This is a genomic window from Chitinophaga varians (assembly GCF_012641275.1).
GTDB lineage: Bacteria > Bacteroidota > Bacteroidia > Chitinophagales > Chitinophagaceae > Chitinophaga > Chitinophaga varians_A.
In genome coordinates, this window is the sequence record NZ_JABAIA010000001.1 from 3479185 (window position 1) to 3498551 (window position 19367).

Here is a 19367-nt window from a genome sequence, read left to right on the forward strand (position 1 = left end):
CCCCATTGACGCGCGGTCAATGGGGCTTTGCAGGATATCTTTGGGATGGCTGGTTATGCCTGTTTTTTGTCTTTGTTGAAGAAGTCAGAGATTTTGTCTTTGGCGTCTTCGGCCCAATCTTCAGCTTTATCTTTCCAGTCTTCCGCTTTGTCTTTTACATCATCGAGAAAGTCGTTGGCTTTGTCCATCAGGCCTTCTTTCTTTTCGCCGGGTTTGTCGGACATATTGGCAAACCAGGTATCTACAGTACCCGCAATAAAGGGAGGAAGTTTGCCTTTCACGTATTCCTTGATCACTTCAATTGACTGGACGGCCTGTTCAGGAGTGAGGCCTGCTTTGGCCTGTAATTGCTGAATAAGTTCCTGCATAATAGTGGGTTTTAAAGGTTAATTACAAAGACAATTACGAATTACAAATTACGAATTGAGAACTTCCATTGGGCAATTACTTTAGTAACCTTGTTATAGAAAAGCCCTTCATTCGTAATTTGTAATTCGTAATTGCTTTACGCTACTTTAAGCTTTGATAAGGTAGACTGTTCCAGTTTAGCCTGGGCATATTCTTTTGTCAGCGCAAAAGTGGTTTCGCTGGCAGATGGCAGTTCATACATGGCATCGCTCAGTACCACTTCGCAGATAGACCGGAGGCCGCGGGCGCCCAGTTTGTATTCCATGGCTTTGTCCACGATATATTCGATCGCTTCGTCTTCTACCTGGAGGGCAATATTTTCGATGGCGAACAGTTTCTTGTATTGTTTGATCAGTGCATTTTTCGGCTCTGTGAGGATCGCTTTCAGTGTGTCGCGGTCCAGGGAGTTGAGATAGGTCACTACCGGCAGGCGTCCCAGTAATTCGGGGATCAGGCCGAAAGATTTCAGGTCCTGGGAATTTACATACCGGAGGATCTGTTTTCTGTTCTCTTCTTCCTTGTCTTTGTTGACAGTGAAGCCGATGGAATGTGTCTGAACTCTTCTGCTGATGATGCGGTCAATACCGTCGAAAGCGCCGCCGCAGATGAACAGGATGTTGCTGGTGTTCAGCTTGATCAGTTTCTGTTCAGGGTGTTTACGGCCGCCCTGCGGAGGTACCAGTACTTCGGCGCCTTCCAGCAGTTTGAGCAGGCCCTGTTGAACGCCTTCGCCGCTTACATCGCGGGTGATGGAAGGGTTATCGTTTTTACGGGCTATTTTGTCGATTTCATCGATGTATACGATGCCGCGTTCAGCAGCTTCCACGTCGTAGTTACAAACCTGCAGCAGGCGGCTGAGGATACTCTCCACGTCTTCGCCTACATAGCCGGCTTCTGTAAATACGGTAGCGTCTACGATGGTAAAGGGCACGTTGAGCTGTTTGGCGATGGATTTGGCCAGTAATGTTTTACCGGTACCGGTTTCACCGACCATGATGATATTGGATTTTTCAATTTCCACTTCATCGTCTCCTATTTGCTGGTTCAGCCTTTTGTAGTGGTTGTAAACAGCTACAGCCAGTATTTTTTTAGCATCGTCCTGCCCGATCACGTATTCGTCCAGGAACTTTTTCATGTCCATGGGCTTGGCTACTTTGGGCATAGCGCTGGTGGCGGGGGCAGCAGACTTTTTGCCGGGAGTGAAAAGCTCCGCGTCAATGATCTCCTGTGCGTTGGCCACACAGTTTTCACAGATATGTCCTTCAGCACCCGCAATCAATATCTGCACATCATCTTTGGAGCGGCTGCAGAAAGAACAACGAATTTTCGATTCTTTCATTTGAATAAATTATTTTTCGACGAATCTCAATGCCTGCAATCTCGTTACAGGGGTACAAATTTACACTAAAAATCCGGGTGGGGCGGAAAATAAAACAGCCCCGCCTCAGGCGGGACTGTTAAAGTTATCTTAACCGGCCAGGATGTTCCTGATCAGTCCGGATGTTGTGATGTTTACGGGATAAATCAAGTGTTCTCAGGATTTAACAATTAAGAATTATGCTATATCTGTTGTGTCTTGATTCCCTGCTACCGAATTACTGCGGAGTATCCAGCTGTTTTTTCGGATTTTTCTGGAGAACATCGTCAATGATGCCGTATTCTTTGGCTTCATCAGCAGTCATCCAGTAGTCACGGTCAGAGTCTTTTTCCACTTTTTTCACGGGTTGACCGCAGTGGCTGGCAATGATTTCATTGAGCTCTTTTTTCAGCTTAATGAACTCACGCGCAGTGATTTCGATATCAGAAGTCTGGCCTTCAGCACCGCCGTGAGGCTGGTGGATCATTACGCGGGCGTGTTTCAGGGCGGTACGTTTGCCTTTGGAGCCGGCTACCAGCAGTACAGCGCCGAAAGAGGCGGCCATACCGGTACAGATAGTAGCGATATCAGGAGAAACGATCTGCATGGTATCATAGATGCCCAGACCTGCGTAAACGCTGCCTCCGGGGCTATTGATGTACATCTGAATATCACGGTTGCGGTCGGAAGACTCCAGGAACAGTAACTGTGCGGTGATTACGTTCGCCACATAGTCATTTACCGGGTCGCCGAGGAAAATGATACGATCAGCCATCAGCCTGGAGAATACGTCCATCTGCGTCATATTCATCTGGCGTTCTTCCAGGATGTAGGGAGTCAGGCTGTTAATAGAGTGGCTTTTTGCGTAGCTGTCTACAACCAGGCTGCTGATTCCGCGGTGTTTAATGGCATATCTTCTGAATTCGTCGTTATTAATGTTCATGATGGTGATGTTTATGAGGTAAATTAACAAATTCTTCTGCTTTGATTTCCTCTTCTTTCACTTTCACCTTGGTCTCAGCCCAGTCAAACAACTTGGCAGTGATCATTTCGCGGTAAGTCTGGTCAACAAATTTTTCGTCCTGCAGCAGGCGGTCCAGGTAGCTGTCGAGCCATTCAGCTCCGTCAGCAGCGGCGCCACCATAGTAGCCCAGTACTTTTTGTTTGGCGTTTTCTCTCAGATCTTCGAAAGAAACTTCCAGTTTATTCTCACGAACCAGTTTATCGCTGATCAGTGTCCAGCGCAGTTGATGGTCGAAACCCGGGAATTCTTTTTCAGCTTCTTCTGCGGTTTTAGGTTTTTCACCACCTACCTGCAGCCAGCGTTTCAGGAAATCCTTTGGTAATTCGATCGGCGTTTCATGAACCAGCACTTCAAACAGGTCGTTGTGCATGTGGTTACGGCTTTCTGAATCCCAGTATTTCGCGATTTCTTCTTTCAGTTTAGCGCGGAAAGCTTCTTCAGTGGTGATGCTGTCAGCAGGATAAACTTCTTTGAAAAATTCTTCGTTCAATTCTCTTTTTTCGATCAGGGTGATTTTGGTGATCGTCAGTTTGAAGTGCTTTTTAGCGGCTTCTTTATCGCCGGCTTCGAAGCCCAGGTCTTTCAGGACCCAGCCCAAACGTTGCTCATCAAATGATTTGCCCAGTTCAATCACGATGCTGTCGTTGATTTTTTTGCCTTTCAGCTCAGCCTGAACAGCGTCAGTGAAGTATTTCACCAGCAGGCTGTTTTCTTTGGTGATACCACCTTCTACCACGTTGCCTTTAGCGTCAGCTTCTTCGAAAGTGACATTGATGATGTCATCTTCAACAGAAACGGCTTCCACCTCGGAAGGTTTGCCACCTTTCAGCTGTAAACGCTGTAATTCGTCGTTTACCATTTCATCAGTTACGATCACTTTGTAACGGGTGAGGGTAGTTTTGTCGTTTTCGAGCGGAGTAACTTCAAAAGTTGGTTTCAGGCCTACTTCAAACTCGAAAGCATATTCTTCCGGATTAGCGAAATCGAGGTTTTTAGCAGTTTTTTCCAGAGAGAGCGGCTGACCGAAGATATCCAGTTTCTCTGCCTGTACATAACCCATCAGCTCCTTTTCCACGGTTTTCAGCACTTCGTCGCCGAAAATGGCAGGACCGTGCATCTTCTTAACCATACCGGCAGGTACCATTCCTTTACGGAAGCCGGGGATATTTGCATTTTTGCTGAATTGTTTTACTGCTTTGTCAAAATTAGGAAGGTAATCTTCCTGGCTCACTTTCACAGTGATCTTATCGTTCAATAAACCAATGTTTTCTCTGGTAACGGTTGCCATAATTGAATTGTATAAAAATGTTCTTTAAGAAGCAATAATGATTCCTTGTTTGATTTTCTGCCATGAAGTCACAACGGCAAGCAGGAATGGCAGGAAATTAAAAAATAATAAAAGACAAATGATTAGGTGAGAGCGCGTCAGATAGGAGCGCAGTGACAATGAAAGTGAAGGAAAGCATAGCATTATCACGTTGCCATATTGACACATTGCCACTTAATAGTATATGTCCGGGTGGAGGGACTCGAACCCCCATGCCTTGCGGCACCAGATCCTAAGTCTGGCATGTCTACCAATTTCACCACACCCGGAACTGATAAAAATAAGAACTTTTGCTTTCAGCCGCCAGCCCCGGAGGGCCGCGCGAAAATAAGTAAAAAAAGCAGTCCTTTTTTACTCAAAAAGGACTGCAAAGGTATTATTTTCTATGAATTAAAAAAATTTGTGAACAGAATCCCGCGAAAAGGCCCCGGAAATAGCCGCTAGAGCCAGGCCATGGCCGGAAAGCGGCCATTAAGCCTGCTGTCTGTTCCCAGCCAGCGGCCGGCAATGGTAGCATATAGGCTGCGGAAGTCTGTCCGCACCGGCAGGTGGCCATCGCCCAGCGTACAGGCTTCTATGCCCCACTGTTTCAGCCGGCTGCCGAAAATATGGACCTGGTTCGCCTCGCCATGATCAGTTCCCCGGCGCACATTCTCTTTCAGGCTACGGCCAAATTCCGACCAGGTGACCACCAGGGTATTGTCCAGCTGGCCGTTCTCCTCCAGCTGTTGCAACAGCCGTCGCACGCCACGAGCATAGTCGGCCAGCAACGGATCATGCTGCACCCGCTGAAACTGATGCGTGTCAAAGCCATCCAGGGACACATGATAAACAGCGGTCACATCTCCCTGAATAATCCTGCGGGCGATATCTTCTAACGACAGGTTAAAATCCTGTTCCCCATAATCCGCTACAGGCACGGACGCGGGCAACCAATGATTGGCCTCCAGCCCCTGGCAGCAGCCGGTACGCCATATTTGGCCGGAATGATAGTGCGACTGATCGGTACCAGGGTAACCTACCTGCTGCAGCACCAACAGCTGTCGCCGCTCATAAACAGGCATCAGCTCCTCCAGGGCCGGATGGAAGCCCCAGCCGCCGGAAGCCGGCAGCACTTCCGCTGCCGGAATAGCCAGCTGCGGCCGCTGTTGATAATAACATTCCTGACTATACGGAATAATGGTATTCAGCCCGTCATTGCCGCCCTGCAGCCGGATAAACACCACCCGGCGGCCCGCAGGCGGCTGCGTGCCCCGCACGGCTGCCTGCACAAAAGAGGGCAGTAACAGCGCACCCGAAGCCATGCCCGACCGTTTTAAAAAATCTCTCCGTTTCATACAGGCTGTTTTGATGCTTTATGTCCGTTGAGGCCATAAAACAGGATATAGAGATAACAGATGACCGGTATCAGAAAAGCGATCTGCCAGGTAGCGTGGTCCTTCAGCAGCCCCTGGGCGTAGGAGATGACCGCACCGCCGCAGATGGCGGTAGACAACAGTCCCGACGCGGAAGTAGTATGACGGCCCACCCCTTCTACCGACAAAGAAAAAATAGTGGCAAACATAATCGCATTGCATAGCCCCACTGCGATCATGCTCCACACGGCCAGCAGCCCGGAGGTGCTGACAGACAACAGTATCAGCGCTATCGCTCCCAGGGCACATACGGCCAGCACCCTGGCCGGCGGCAGCACGCGCAACAGGCCGGCGCCCAGCAAACGGCCCACCAGCATGCCTCCCCAGTAAAAGGCCACGTAATTGTTGGCCACATTCTCCGGAACACCCAGCAGGTCGGTGATATAGTTGGTCAGGAAAGTACCGATAGCCACCTCCGCCCCTACATACACGAAAATGCCTATAATGCCGAAACGCAGGTTCCTGTAGGAGAAAATACCCTGGCCGTCATCATGACCGGCTTTACCGGCACTTCCGGTAGTACTGATAACGGGAAGGGATAAACGCGAAACAACAAAAGCGATCAGCAGCAACAACGCTGCTATGCCGAGGTACGGATATCTTACGGCCTCGCTGGAGGCGTGCGATTCTGCCAGTCTGGCCAGGATGAAGTGGGCGCCGAACAACGGCGCCACAGTGGTGCCTGCAGAGCCTACGCCCTGTATCAGCGTTAACCGCGCAGAAGCGGTATGGGCCGGCCCCAGTGCTGTAATGTAGGGATTGGCGGCCACCTGCAACAGTACAATGCCGATGGCGATGACAAACAACGCCGCCAGAAACAGCACATACTGATGATACACGGATGCCGGATAAAACAGTAGTCCGCCTATGGCCGCAATGGCAAAACCCAGCACCATTCCCTTCTTGTAGCCGGTACGGCTTACGATCCTGCCGGCAGGCACCGACATGATGCCGTAGGTGAGGAAAAAATAAAACTGCACCAGCGACGACTGGGAATAAGTGAGTGTGAACCCTTTCTTGAAAAAGGGTACCAGCGTATCATTCAGACAGGTGATGAAACCCATCATGAAATACAGTACGGCCAGCGAAACGAGGGCCGGCATATAAGATTGCCGGCTGCCGGAGACCGTGACCTGTGGCTGGTTGGTTGTGGATATTACCGCCATAGCTATTTAGGTTGAGTAGATAATGCTTGTTTGGCTGCCAGTTGCTGCAGCGTGTTCCAACTCTGGTAAAGTCCTCTTGGCACGTGGAAACAGCCCTTCCATTTACCGCCTTTGAGCGGAAGCAGCGGCTGTCCCTGCCTGTTAAGATAACCAAACCATTCACCATTTTCAGGGTCCGGGAAATGTTTCCAGGTATAATCGTGTACTTTTTTAAACCATTGCCAGCATTTTTCATCGCCGGTATGCAGGTAACCTTTCAACAGGCTGATGATGGTTTCTATGTGCACCCACCACAGTTTCTGGTCCCATTCCAGTTGTTGGGGCGGGTATCCCTTTACATCCAGGAAATAGAAGATGCCACCGTATTCCTGGTCCCATCCATATTCCAGCAGTGAGAGCGCAATGTCTTTGGCTTTGGTGATCAGCGCGGTATCGTTGTTGCGGGTGGCGAGGTCCATCACAAACCACATGGCCTCCAGCCCATGGCCGGGGTTGATCAGGCGGCCTTCGAAGGAATCGGAGAGCTGGCCTTCCGGTGTAATGTTTTCCATGATGAGGCCTTCATCGGGCTGATAAAAAATATCCATCACGGTATGGACGCCCTGCCGGATGGTATCTTCCACCAGCTGTTTATCAAGCAGTGACTCCATTTCCAGCACCAGGTTGCAGAGTATCATGGGTAGCGCGAAGTTCTGCAACGGCCGGGTACCAGGGACAGCTTTGGAATAATGCCCTTTCGGATTGTCCTGGCGGCGAAGGATATTGTGAAAAGTGCTGATGGCAATATCGCTGTAGTCTGCATTGCCGGTGGCCTGGTACAGCTGCCCGAAAGCCATGGCGGCAAAACAGTCAGAGAAAATATTATAAGGGGCTATCAGCGGTTCGCCGGTACGGGTAAGGGAGAAATACCAGTTCCCGTCTTTGTCGCGCCCGTGTTTCCGGAGAAATTCCGCACCCTGGACGGCCATGTCCAGCCACTCCTGTTTTTGTTCCACTTTATTGTACAGCATCGCGAAACACCATACTTCCCGGCATTGCAGCCAGATGAACTTGTCCGTATCGAACACTTTACCGTCGCGGTCGAGGCAGGTAAAATAGCCGCCATATTGTGTATCTGGTGAGTGCTGCATCCAGAAGGGGATGACATCGTTCAACAGGTTGTTGCGGTACAACGTGGCATAATCGTGAAATTCCATTGTTCTGTTCATTGATCAGAGGGTTTTGAGGTATTCTTTATAGCGGTTATAGAGGTGCCCGGCCTGCAGGTAAGCCGACTGCGGGCTCATAAAATGCGAGAACTCGAAGGTAATAGCTTTGTCGTAGCCCGCTTTACGCGCGGCTTCCAGCTTCATGCGCAGTTTTTCAAACTTGATGGGCATAAATTTGATGGGCATGTCGCGGTCGAAGGATTCGGCGTTGGTCCAGCATTGTATGCCGTAGCGGTCGGCCATCCTTTTGTTAACGGCAAAGAAATCGGGCAGCTCATGGAATTCGATATGGCCATCCTGGAAGGCGACAGCGTCCACTACGCCCTTGATGCCATCGAATATTTCGCTCCACTCGCTTTCATGTTGTTTTAGTGACACCGCCTCTTCTCTGGTGATGGTGGAAGATGCGGCCATCACCGCTTTTTTACCATCTATCCAGGGAGATATGAGGGTGGGCAGATTATTGGAGATATCCTTGCAATGCTTGCCCAGTTTGGCATAGAGGTCAATTACCTTACCGGTGCGGCGGCTTACTTCCTGTGTGAGGTACCAGCCCTGGAAGGATTTATAGTGACCGTAATTTTTCCATACTTCATCAATGACTTTCAGGTTGATGTCGACCTCTTTCTGGAAATCGCCTTTCCACCAGTATTTACCGGAGTCGTACAGGCCGAAGTAAAATTTCATATGGTGTTTGTCGGCCAGTTCGAGGAACATTTTTACCAGGTCTACCGGAGGTTCATAGCCGCCTTCTTCCTGCATCACAACTTTGGAAGGATAGGTGAGCCAGCGTTGAAACCCGCTGCGGATAAGGAATACCGTGTCTATGCCAACGGCTTTCATATGGGAGAAATCGGCGTCCCATTCTGCCCGGCCCCAGTTCTGGTGCGGGATATCGTGACTGATCTCGTCGAGGAAAGTGCCTGTTATTTTCATGATGTGGTGGTTTTATGGTTGAACAGCGCCGGTAAAGGACACAGGAATATCAAAAGGGTGAAGGAAATGGTCGGTCAGTACGGCTGCCATTTCGCGGTTAAGCGGCAGACTTTCGTGCAGGGCAGTGCTGAGCTGCAGCTCATGCCATGCAGCCGCTATTTGGTCGTAGGTGACGGTAATGCCGGCAGTCTGCCAGGCTTTTATCAGAAAGGCAGGGGTGAGGTCCTGCCCGGTGGGCGTCAGCTTCCGCGCATCCGGGTAGTAGGTGAGCAGTCCCTGTGTAAATTCATATTCACTGATGGGCCGCTGTGGATAGAACCAGGTTTGATTGGCCCAGGTATGCGGTATGCCGGTGCCGCGAAGTATACCGGTAGCGCCTATACGCTGTATGGCGGCGAAGTGCGGATGTTCTTTCGGCACATCGATGTAAGGCATGAGATATACGCCTGCTTTCAGCAGGGCCTGCTGCACCTGCCTGACGGCTACCTGCCGTGGTTGTATTTTTTGTTGCAGGGAGATGGCCGCCAGCGCGCCGGCGGCCTGGCCCAGCTGTAGTACGACCGGTTGCAGGCGGGTGGCGCCGTTAACAATATTGGTGACGCTGATGCTTTTTTCAGCCACGATCAGTCCGTCTGTGGTAGCGGGTATCAGGGAGCCGAGCGGAATATTATAGGAGGGCACTTTGGCTTTGGAGAAATCTATTTTCGGTACTGCCGGATCTTTTTCCTGATGGTGATCGATCGGGTAGTCTCCTACGGCAATGCCTGTACGATAATAGGCTTCCGGTTGCCCGAAAGGATTGGCCACATGGTTAAAACCAAGCGTAGCGACGCCTTTGAGGCGGCGGGCCTCCCGGTAGTAGGGGATCATGGGCAGTTTGTCGGCCGTAGGGTATTCATCATCAGCGATGCCGAGATGTTTGTAGCCCAGTTCTGTTTGCAGGTAGTAGACATAACGGAGCGTATGTAGTTTGGCTTGTTGCAGGGCTTTGGTGCGGGCTTCGCGGGTCATTTCGATGACGTTGAGCGGGTAGTCGTTGCCGCAGCCAGGCCAGTTGATCATGTATTTGTGATTGGGCAGTTTGCCGTACTGCATCATATGGTCGCAGTTCATTTTACCGCCGTTGCCGCTATACGGATCATCATTGGCGCAGCAGCAGCGGAAGATATCGGGATTATACCCTGCCGGGCGGGGAATGGTTTTGTCGGCGCCGGCGCCATAATCTTTGAGCGTGGCCACATAGGTAAGTACCTGGATGTAGTTGTTGGCTTTGAGCGGCGCCACGGCTTCACCGGTTTCCAGGCGGCTGTCCATACCGGTGCGGTAGGCGGTGTGGGTGGCGGCCATGATATCGCCCAGTTCGGTGGCATCTATGATCAGTGGCGCTTCTATAGTGCCTGGCCGGTTGTTGCGGACGAAGCTGACCTGCCAGCGGCCGTTGATTTTTTTGACGCCTGTCCAGCTGGTGTTAAAAAATATTTGCAGCTGTTTTTCTTTGGCAGCCAGCTGTTGCAGGATACTATTGCCTACCGATGGTTCAAAGAGGGTGTTGCTGACCCAGCCGGTGGCTACGGCCTGGGGGCCGCCGTAATGTTGGTGCAGCTGTTCACGGAATTCGCCCCAGAGGCCTGATGGCAGGGCGTTGTTGCCGTCTATGGCCGAAACGCCGGCGGAGGTGAGCATGCCTCCCAGCCAGGTGGTTTCTTCCAAAATCGTTACGTGGGCGCCCATACGGGCAGCCTGTATGCCGGCTGTGGTGCCGCTGGCCCCGCCACCGATAATGAGCAGGTCGGTTTGCAGCGACTGGGCATTGAGCTGCCAGGCGAAAAGACAAAGAAGTTGGCTGATAATAATTCGTCTGATATCAATCATAAAAGAGCTGGATAGACGACTAAAATAAAAAATTTAATTACTAACTGCTAATACTAATTAATAAATTTTATTTATTCTTGTTAAATAATAAAATAATTTTTGAAATATTGTCCGTTTATGTAAATAATCGATTTGATCGCGCCTGCTTTTAATAATTATTAAGAATAACGTTATTAACTTGGCCCCTCAATCAAGTAAAGCACACTATATGGCTAAAACCTTTTTCGAAGAATTGAACAATGAAAATCTTACCGGGGTAGCCTATAAGAACATTCACCTGAAGAAGGCCGCACTGGCCTACTTCGCCAACATCGGCAATGCCACCATTGCCGATATGTGCAAACAGCTTAACCTTAGCGCACCCAAAGTAACCACCCTGCTCAATGACCTGATCCAGGACGGCCTGGTAAAAGATTACGGAAAAGTGGAATCTACCGGCGGCCGTAAACCCAATTTGTACGGCCTGGTACCTGATTCCGCATTTTTTATAGGAGTAGATGTAAAACAACACCATCTTAACCTGGGATTGTCTGACCTGCAGAAGAACCTGGTCTGTACGGAAGAGAATATTCCCTATAAACTGGATAACAACAAAGCTTCCCTGGAAGAACTTTGTACGCTTATCAGCAACTTCATCGACGGTCTGCCTGTGCCGCGGGAAAAAATACTGGGCATCGGCATCAATCTCTCCGGTCGTATCAATTACGCTACCGGCTATAGTTACAGCTTTTTCTATTTTGATGAAGAGCCGCTGAGTAAAATTATCGAGTCGAAAATCGGTATCCGTGTTTTCCTGGAAAATGACTCCCGCGCCATGGCTTACGGCGAATTCAGCTCCGATGCGGTACACGGGGAACGGAATGTTCTTTTCCTGAACCTCGACTATGGCATTGGCATGGGCGTGCTGATAGACGGCCAGCTGTATTATGGTAAGTCTGGCTATAGCGGTGAAGTGGGGCATATCCCGCTGTTTGATAATGAAATCATCTGCCATTGCGGAAAAAAAGGATGTCTGGAAACAGAAGCCTCCGGATGGGCGCTCACCCGCATGTTCCAGGACAAATTACGCGAAGGCTCTTCCTCCATGCTGAGCCGCAAACCCGGCGCGCCGGACAATATCCAGCTGGAAGATATTATTGACGCTGCTATACATGATGATGTGCTCGCAATCGAGCTGATAGCTAAAATAGGAGAAAACCTCGGCCGTGGCATCGCCCTGTTGATCAATATCTTCAACCCTGAACTGGTGATCCTGGGCGGAAGCCTGGCAGCCACACAGGATTATATCCGGCTGCCTATTAAAAGCGCGGTGAATAAATACTCCCTCAGTCTGGTGAACAACGATACGAAGCTGCGTATCTCCGGCCTCGGTGAAAAGTCTGGTATCATCGGCGCGTGTTTGCTGGTACGGAATAAAGTTCTGATCAATTAACAAATCACGATAGATAGAAAGAAAAAAGCGCGGAGGTCAACTCTGCGCTTTTTTCTTTCTATTACGATTAATTAGTCTTTCTTCTTCCTCAGAAACGAAAACAGCCCGCTGCCGTTTTTCAATCCGGCCTTTTTACTAACTGCCGGTTGAAAGCCCGGGTCTTTTTCCAGGATACGGTCAATGGTTTTGCGGCAGGCGCTTAGGTCTCCCTTGCCTTCCTGTGCCAATGCCATCGTGTAATAGAAAGCGGACGATTCTGCGTCCCAGCTCCAGTTCATGTCTTTATAGGTCTGCACGCATTGATTGGCGTATTGCAGGCTGTTGTCGTAGTCTTCCAGTCCCAGGTACGCTTCTGCGAGGAAAGCATATACGCCGCAGCGGTTGTTCGGTGAATTGTCCGATTCATCACCATGGGACATGATTTCCAGGGTTTGCAGCATATCCTGGATGGCTGCTTCGTACCTGTTCAGTTTAAGCGCAGCTTTACCTCTGAAGTAGAAGATCTTCATCTGCGATACCAGCGGCAGTTTGGCTATACCGCCAATGGATATACGATTATTGACAGCGCCGATGCAGTGTTCGTACTGGGCATTGTCATAATACAGGTACATCAGGTTGAAGTAGGCGTCACTGTCGTCGGGTTTTTCCTCGAGATGTTTTTCGAGGGCCTGTATCCTTTCGTGCAGGTCGTCCTGACTGTTTGTTTTGATAAAGGCGCGGCCGGTTTTGATGCGGTCTATGTTATAGATGATGATTTCTTTTTCTTCCTCCTCCAGTTCGTCCATATCGTTGGTGATCCACTCTTCATATTCCGTCAGGATCTTATTATAGAGGGCCATGGCATCGTCATAGCGTTCCAGTGCGGTGAGGTCTTCAATGATCCGTTCATGGATAGACACGTAATATACCAGCGGCAGGCTGGAGATAAAAGTGTTGAGGATCATCTGCCGGTCGGCCACGGCTTCGGCATATTTCCCCAGCTGATGAAACGCGTCGGCGCGGGATTCCAGCTGCTCCCAGAAGGGGGACATGTTATACCCTACGCTGTGGATATGAATAGCTTCTTCATATGCGCCCAGTTCAAACAGCGTGATGCCGTAGTTGTTGCAGCACATGGCAAAATGGTGCGGATGGCCGGCGTAAGACGAACCGGTATTTTCATACCAGTAAGGATAATACAGGGCGTATGCTTTCTGGTAGAGGTATTTTTTCAGTTGTGTCAGTATCTGACGGGGTCCTGAGGCCTGCTCTTCCTGCAGCAGTTCATTACATACCACGCCGGCCGAATACCAGTCGTACGCAATAGGGTAATCGAGATCGGTCCAGTTGTCCGGGAACTCCCCATGTGTTTTGTAATGGGCATAGTACCACCGGATAATGGTGGACGGGTAAGGCCGCATGGCTATCGCCTTTTCATAATACGGCAGTGATTCGCTGTAGCTACCGATATTGAAGAGGGCAGTGGCAGTGAAGTGATAAAAATAACTCTCCTCCGGGTACAGGGAGATAAAGCGTTTGCCGGTGGATATCTGTTCCAGGGTGCCTTCTGCTTCGTCTTCACCGTAGAACTGGTGCCAGAAGTCGATGGTGCCCCAGCAGAATTCCCTGGCCAGTGCAGGGTGCCGTACACCCTGGTCCAGCAGGGCTTTTACCTGGTGGAGTATTTTCAGCATGTCTTCCTCTTCCTGTTCCCCGGAAGTGCTGGCGATGTGCAGCATTTCCGCGGCGAAGTCGTAATCTGCCATTTCGAGGGCGAAATGCAGGGTGGAGAGGGTGCGGTTGTTGTATACGGTGCATTGGAATGCCTGCCGGTAATAATCCAGTGCGGTAGGTTTATTGTCGTTGTGATAATATACGTCGCCTATGCGGGTGTAGCACTGGAACCGCGCCACATTGAGCTGCGGCAGGTCATCGTGGTAGAGCGACTGGTAGATTTCCAGATTGCGGTGCATATCTGCCAGGGCTTTGTCTGTTTCATTTTGCAGCACCCATATCTGAAAGCGGTACAGGAGCGCTTTGGTGATCAGTTCCTCATCACCCTGATCAAGGATAAACTGGCAATCTTCCAGTGTTTCTGCTACTTTATCGTTGATAACATTGGCGCCCATATAAGCGCGGTGGACCCTTGCCTGGACATGTTGGGGGTTATATTCCAATGCTTTGCTGAATGCTTCGTATGCGGTTTGGTATGCAGTGGTCATTTCCTCCCTGTCCTCGGCGGATTTGGCTATTTCCAGCCTGCACTTGCCCATCAGGTACCACGCGGCGGCTTCGGCCGGATGCTCTTCCAGATATGTTTCCAGTTCAATCGTCGCTACCGTGTATGCCTGTTCCTGATATAACCTTTCCAGTTCTTCCAGATTCATAATACCATTAGATTAGAACGTGCAATTTATTAAGTTTGAAGCAGGTTGTCCAGCTTCATAAATAATTTCTGGATATTAAAATCGTTTATATATATTTATTGGATTGACCAGGATGCTGTAATACAACACTGCCTGTACAGGAGATGGGCCATGGGGGTGTGTTTTGGGGTGAACTTTCCAAGGTCCTGTCAGGTTGTCCTGCGACAAAAAATCGAATATCTTAACAATAATAAATATCCGGCCATGCAATTCCTTGCAAGGCCTTTTTTAATGCGGTACGGCTACAGGGAATATTGAATCGTCTGTTCCAGGATACCCTTCAGCAGCTGACTCAGTTCATGCAGGCTATTCGGTTTGGTGATAAAATAGGAGGCGCCCAACGCACGGGTTTCCTTTTTATCCGATTCATGGGAAGATGTGGTATAGATGATAACAGGAATGTGGCGAAGATGTTCAATCTGCCGAAGTTCTGCCAGGAACTGCTTTCCGTCTACCCGCGGCATATTGAGGTCCAGGAAGATCAGATCAGGTACTAAACCTTCTTCCAGCCGCACAAGGGCATCTTCACCGTTGATAGCTTCGTTGTAAATAATATCCGGCACCAACTCTTTCAATACGTCGCCAAATATCATCCTGTCGTCCACGTCATCATCAATTAAAAGTACAGAGGAATATTTACAGCTGCTCACCATATGAGATTTAGAATAAAGACAAATTTATGATTTTGTTGGTATTTTCATAGCACTGGTTTAGTTAGGTATACGGTTTGTGATGCCATTACCCAACATTTATATTTTCCTGAAAAAAAATTAAACGAGCTCAGGCGGATGAAGAAATTTTTTATGCAGCTGCCACTGCCCAGGAAGTTATTCCTGATTGCTATTGTTCCCTTGATATGCCTTATTTATCTGGGTATCCAGATATTCAACAAACAGAGTGAGGATATCCGCAGCATCGAAAACCTGCTACAGGACGTAAGTACAGCCGCCACCGTGATGAAGGTGGCCGATGAAATACATATGGAACGCCGTTCCAGCGTGAATTACGTGCTGGGCAACTACTCCCAGAACGACCTGCTGATGCAGCGGGCCAAAACAGACCTCGCCATCGATGCCGTGAAATCAAGGCTGCTGGCGGCCGATAGCCGTTTTTTTACCTATTCGCTGCTCAATACGCTTCCGAAAAAAAGAAAAGAGATCGACAATAAGAGCATGCCACAGCGGGAAGTACTGGATTATTATTCCAATCTGATCTTCCGGCTCAACAACCTGGCGCATGCCAGTACACCGGATATCAGTGTGCTGAAGCCCCTGCAGCAGGACCTTAATTCGCAGTACCTGCTGGCGCAGATGGCCGCTTACCAAGGCCTCATACGGATGGACCTCTACTACTTCATCCTGAAAAAGGAAGTGTGGCCGGACGACTTCTCCCGCATCGAAAACAACAACGACATGTATGCTTCGCTGCGGGCCGAATTCCTTGATAAATCATCCCCCGCCAATGCCGCCGCCCTGCTGAAAGTAGAGAAAAGCAACGAATACGTGATCACCTCCGATTTTATCAGCAACACTATCAAAAACCGGAAGATAGATACCCTTTTCAATGCAGACTCGTGGTGGGACAATTCCAGCGCGGCGGTAGACCAGCTCAAACAGCTGCAACGCAGTATTGTGGACAAGGTCAGCAAAGAGGCCCGTACCATTGCACAGAAAGAAAATGACCTCAAAACACGTTATCTCGTCTTCCTCGTACTTATTGTAGTGCTGGTGATAGCATTCGTTACCTACACCGCCAAGACAATTACCGAAAGCCTGAACATACTGCGTTCTGCGGCCGATAAAATAGCCAAAGGCATGAGCGGGGAAGCGCCCGATATCCGTACAAGGGATGCTATCGGCAGCCTGTCAAAATCACTCGCCGCCATTGATCTGACCGGCCAGGAGCTGGCCATGGCAGCGGACAGTATCGGCAAGGGAGATTTTAATATCACCGTGAAGCCCCGCAGCAGTGAAGATACGCTGGGCAACGCCGTAGTACAAATGGCGGCTGATCTGAAAGCCTTCCGCGAGGAAAATGAACTGGAGATGTGGGTGCAGACAGGGCTTAACAAAATAAGTGAAACGCTGCTGGCTGAAAGGGACATGCAGTCCCTCACCAAAGACGCTTTGTCTGATCTGGTACAATATACCGGCGCGCAAACAGGCGTGCTCTACATCCGCCAGAACGGCGACCTGCATTTCTCCGCCGGGCACGCGCTGTCGGACCAATACCCGGCGCCCCCTGTGGTGGCAGCCGGCAAAACGCTGATGGGGCAGGCATTGCTGCAACGTAAGCCGATACTCCTCCGTGATGCCCCCGATAATTTCCTGCACATCGCCGGAGGGTCCGTTTCCGCACAACCCGGACATGTGTTTATTATGCCACTGATACACGCCGGCATAGCGGAAGGCGTGGTGGAAATCGGTTCGCTGTTTCCTTTCAGCGAAAGCGCCGTGCAATATATGACACAGGCATCCCACAGTATAGCAGTGGCCATTCAAAGCACCCGCAGCCGCATACGTCTGCAGGAACTGCTGGAGGAAACACAGTCACAGGCAGAAGAACTACAGGTGCAACACAGCGAGCTGGAAAGCCTCAATGCGGAACTGGAAGCACAAACCCAGAAACTGCAGGTATCGGAAGAAGAACTTAAAGTGCAACAGGAAGAACTGATGCAGTCCAATGCTGAACTGGAAGAGAGAAGCCGCATGCTGGAAGAGAAAAACCAGATCATCGTGGAACGAAACCTCGATATCCACAAAAAAGCTGAAGAACTGGCACTCAGCACCAAGTATAAGTCAGAGTTCCTCGCCAATATGTCGCATGAGCTGCGCACGCCGCTCAATTCCATCCTGCTGCTGTCACGGTTATTGTCTGAAAACCATGACCATAACCTGAATGCCGACCAGGTGGAATACGCGCAGGTCATCAATTCCTCCGGTAAAGGATTGCTGACGCTGATAGATGAAATACTGGACCTCTCCAAGATAGAATCCGGTAAGATGGAACTGGAATATGGCCAGGTATACATTGAAAATATCCTCTCCAATATGCAGGCGCTGTTTGAGCCGATTGCACGGGACAAAGGACTGGCGCTGCAACTGGCTGCCATGCCTGGTGCGCCGGCATCAATAGAGACAGACCAGGTAAGGCTGGAGCAGATACTCAAAAATTTCCTCTCCAATGCCCTGAAATTTACCGCCAAAGGTTCTGTTACGCTGTCAGTACAGCGGGGCGACATAGCTGGCACTATCCGCTTTGTGGTAAAAGACACAGGCATCGGTATTCCGGTGGAAAAACAACAGGTGATCTTCGAAGCGTTCCAGCAGGCTGACGGTTCTACCCGTCGCAAATACGGTGGCACCGGACTGGGGCTGTCTATCAGCCGTGAGCTGGCCAAGCTGCTGGGCGGCCACATTTCCCTTGAAAGCAACGGGGAAGACGGCAGCGAATTCTCAGTAACGGTACCGGTAGCACGAAAATATGAACAGACCACCGCAGCCCCGGTAGCTTCGCCAACAACCGTCAAAGAGCCTACTGTAGTGGACGAAGGACTGGCTGCCAAAGGAGGCACGTCTTACCTGGCGCCACTGATTCCCGGTGATATCCCTGATGACCGTGACCATATTCAACCAGGGGACTCCATTGTGCTGATTGTGGAAGACGATACTTACTTTGCCAAAGCACTGCTTGAATTTACCCGTCAGCGGGGATATAAAGGCGTTGTTACTGTCAGAGGCGACATGGCCGGTGAACTGGCCCGCAAATACCGGCCTGTCGGCATCCTGCTCGATATCCAGTTGCCGGTGAAAGACGGCTGGCAGGTAATGGAAGAATTGAAAAATGATCCGGTCACCCGCCCGATACCTGTACACATCATCTCTTCGCTGGAAGCGAAAAAGGAAAGCCTGATGAAAGGCGCAGTGGATTTTGTGAGCAAGCCGGTCACCATGGAAAGCATGCAGCACATCTTTGAGAAGCTGGAATTTGTTCTGCAACGTTCCACCAAAAAGGTGCTGATACTGGAGGAGAATGCCAAACACGCCAAAGCGCTGGCCTATTTCCTGGGCAACTACCAGGTGAATTCAGAAATCAGCAGTACCGTTACCGACGGTGTACAATTACTGCAGCAGAAAGATGTGGACTGCGTGATACTGGACATGGGCATTCCTGACCAGCAGGCCTATGAAACACTGGAAACGGTAAAAGAAATCAAAGGGCTGGAAAACCTGCCCATCATTATATTTACCGGCAAAAGCCTTTCGCGGGCGGAAGAACAACGGATACGGCAGTACGCCGATTCCATCGTTGTAAAAACGGCACATTCCTATCAACGCATGCTGGACGAAGTGTCACTGTTTCTGCACCTGGTATCGGAAAACAATGCGGCCGCACAAACCGGCAACAGCAAAATGTCGCTGCTCAACGAAGTGCTGAAAGGCAAGACCGTACTGGTGGCCGATGACGATGTACGCAATATTTTCTCGCTCACGAAAGCGCTGGAGATGCACCAGATGAAGGTGCTTTCCGCGGTAGACGGAAAAGAGGCGCTGCAGCAGCTCAGTGAACATACCGTGGATATTGTGCTGATGGATATGATGATGCCGGAAATGGATGGCTACGACGCTATTGCCGCTATCCGCAAGCAGCCGTCAATGGCCCATCTGCCGATCATCGCCGTCACCGCCAAAGCCATGATGGGCGACCGGGAGAAATGCCTGAAAGCCGGCGCGTCAGACTATATCTCCAAACCCGTGGACGTAGACCAGTTGATTTCGTTATTACGTGTATGGCTATACGATAAAGGCATGAAATAA

General features: G+C 50.1%; 13 protein-coding genes and 1 tRNA gene. 2 read left to right on the plus strand and 12 right to left on the minus strand.

The genetic code is table 11. The features are described from left to right. Window positions 1-53: 53 nt before the first annotated feature. The 10 genes from HGH92_RS14280 to HGH92_RS14325 all read right to left on the minus strand — a co-directional run bounded on the left by HGH92_RS14280 (window position 54) and on the right by HGH92_RS14325 (window position 10713). Entirely contained in the window at window positions 54-368 is a 315-nt protein-coding gene (locus tag HGH92_RS14280) for a YtxH domain-containing protein (RefSeq protein WP_168871365.1), read from the minus strand. Window positions 369-505: 137 nt separating this feature from the next. Next, entirely contained in the window at window positions 506-1747 is a 1242-nt protein-coding gene (clpX, locus tag HGH92_RS14285; protein ID WP_211092588.1) for an ATP-dependent Clp protease ATP-binding subunit ClpX, read from the minus strand. Window positions 1748-2003: 256 nt separating this feature from the next. After that, a complete protein-coding gene (clpP, locus tag HGH92_RS14290) occupies window positions 2004-2708 on the minus strand; it encodes an ATP-dependent Clp endopeptidase proteolytic subunit ClpP (RefSeq protein WP_168871366.1) in 705 nt (234 codons plus the stop codon). Next, window positions 2698-4077, minus strand: a complete 1380-nt coding sequence (gene tig, locus HGH92_RS14295; RefSeq protein ID WP_168871367.1) for a trigger factor — start codon at window positions 4075-4077, stop codon at window positions 2698-2700. The genes clpP and tig overlap by 11 nt, the downstream gene beginning before the upstream one ends. A 226-nt stretch (window positions 4078-4303) precedes the next feature. Further along, window positions 4304-4385 (minus strand) — tRNA-Leu (locus HGH92_RS14300). 171 nt (window positions 4386-4556) lie between these two features. Next, window positions 4557-5453: a DUF1501 domain-containing protein gene (locus HGH92_RS14305; protein WP_168871368.1), complete on the minus strand. Its 897-nt coding sequence runs from the start codon at window positions 5451-5453 to the stop codon at window positions 4557-4559. Then, window positions 5450-6697, minus strand: a complete 1248-nt coding sequence (locus HGH92_RS14310) for a sugar MFS transporter (protein WP_168871369.1) — start codon at window positions 6695-6697, stop codon at window positions 5450-5452. The genes HGH92_RS14305 and HGH92_RS14310 overlap by 4 nt, the downstream gene beginning before the upstream one ends. Before the next feature lie 2 nt (window positions 6698-6699). Next, window positions 6700-7905 (minus strand): AGE family epimerase/isomerase, encoded by a 1206-nt coding sequence (locus tag HGH92_RS14315; protein ID WP_211092589.1) that lies wholly within the window; start codon window positions 7903-7905, stop codon window positions 6700-6702. Window positions 7906-7908: 3 nt separating this feature from the next. Beyond that, window positions 7909-8841: a DUF4434 domain-containing protein gene (locus tag HGH92_RS14320; protein WP_168871370.1), complete on the minus strand. Its 933-nt coding sequence runs from the start codon at window positions 8839-8841 to the stop codon at window positions 7909-7911. A gap of 12 nt (window positions 8842-8853) precedes the next feature. Beyond that, on the minus strand, window positions 8854-10713 hold the full coding sequence (locus tag HGH92_RS14325) for an FAD-dependent oxidoreductase (protein ID WP_168871371.1): 1860 nt from the start codon (window positions 10711-10713) through the stop codon (window positions 8854-8856). Between the two features lie 208 nt (window positions 10714-10921). On the opposite strand from HGH92_RS14325, the gene HGH92_RS14330 reads away from it, so the two are divergent. Next, on the plus strand, window positions 10922-12145 hold the full coding sequence (locus HGH92_RS14330; protein ID WP_168871372.1) for an ROK family protein: 1224 nt from the start codon (window positions 10922-10924) through the stop codon (window positions 12143-12145). A gap of 71 nt (window positions 12146-12216) precedes the next feature. On the opposite strand, the gene HGH92_RS14335 is transcribed toward HGH92_RS14330, so the two are convergent. Next, the gene (locus HGH92_RS14335; protein ID WP_168871373.1) at window positions 12217-14511 is read right to left on the minus strand and encodes a hypothetical protein; all 2295 of its coding nucleotides are present in this window, start codon (window positions 14509-14511) and stop codon (window positions 12217-12219) included. A 281-nt stretch (window positions 14512-14792) separates the two neighbouring features. Then, window positions 14793-15203 (minus strand): response regulator, encoded by a 411-nt coding sequence (locus HGH92_RS14340; protein ID WP_262888771.1) that lies wholly within the window; start codon window positions 15201-15203, stop codon window positions 14793-14795. Window positions 15204-15338: 135 nt separating this feature from the next. On the opposite strand from HGH92_RS14340, the gene HGH92_RS14345 reads away from it, so the two are divergent. Next, window positions 15339-19367 carry a response regulator gene (locus HGH92_RS14345; RefSeq protein WP_168871375.1) on the plus strand — a complete coding sequence of 1343 codons (4029 nt, stop codon included), beginning with the start codon at window positions 15339-15341 and terminating at the stop codon, window positions 19365-19367.

Excerpts from the sequence above, each read along its gene's own strand:
- HGH92_RS14330 (WP_168871372.1), top strand. The coding sequence starts at position 10,922 with ATGGCTAAAACCTTTTTCGAAGAATTGAACAATGAAAATCTTACCGGG.
- HGH92_RS14280 (WP_168871365.1), bottom strand. The coding sequence starts at position 368 with ATGCAGGAACTTATTCAGCAATTACAGGCCAAAGCAGGCCTCACTCCT.
- HGH92_RS14340 (WP_262888771.1), bottom strand. The coding sequence starts at position 15,203 with ATGGTGAGCAGCTGTAAATATTCCTCTGTACTTTTAATTGATGATGAC.
- HGH92_RS14325 (WP_168871371.1), bottom strand. The coding sequence starts at position 10,713 with ATGATTGATATCAGACGAATTATTATCAGCCAACTTCTTTGTCTTTTC.
- clpX (WP_211092588.1), bottom strand. The coding sequence starts at position 1,747 with ATGAAAGAATCGAAAATTCGTTGTTCTTTCTGCAGCCGCTCCAAAGAT.
- HGH92_RS14310 (WP_168871369.1), bottom strand. The coding sequence starts at position 6,697 with ATGGCGGTAATATCCACAACCAACCAGCCACAGGTCACGGTCTCCGGC.
- tig (WP_168871367.1), bottom strand. The coding sequence starts at position 4,077 with ATGGCAACCGTTACCAGAGAAAACATTGGTTTATTGAACGATAAGATC.
- HGH92_RS14315 (WP_211092589.1), bottom strand. The coding sequence starts at position 7,905 with ATGAACAGAACAATGGAATTTCACGATTATGCCACGTTGTACCGCAAC.
- HGH92_RS14345 (WP_168871375.1), top strand. The coding sequence starts at position 15,339 with ATGAAGAAATTTTTTATGCAGCTGCCACTGCCCAGGAAGTTATTCCTG.
- clpP (WP_168871366.1), bottom strand. The coding sequence starts at position 2,708 with ATGAACATTAATAACGACGAATTCAGAAGATATGCCATTAAACACCGC.
- HGH92_RS14320 (WP_168871370.1), bottom strand. The coding sequence starts at position 8,841 with ATGAAAATAACAGGCACTTTCCTCGACGAGATCAGTCACGATATCCCG.
- HGH92_RS14335 (WP_168871373.1), bottom strand. The coding sequence starts at position 14,511 with ATGAATCTGGAAGAACTGGAAAGGTTATATCAGGAACAGGCATACACG.
- HGH92_RS14305 (WP_168871368.1), bottom strand. The coding sequence starts at position 5,453 with ATGAAACGGAGAGATTTTTTAAAACGGTCGGGCATGGCTTCGGGTGCG.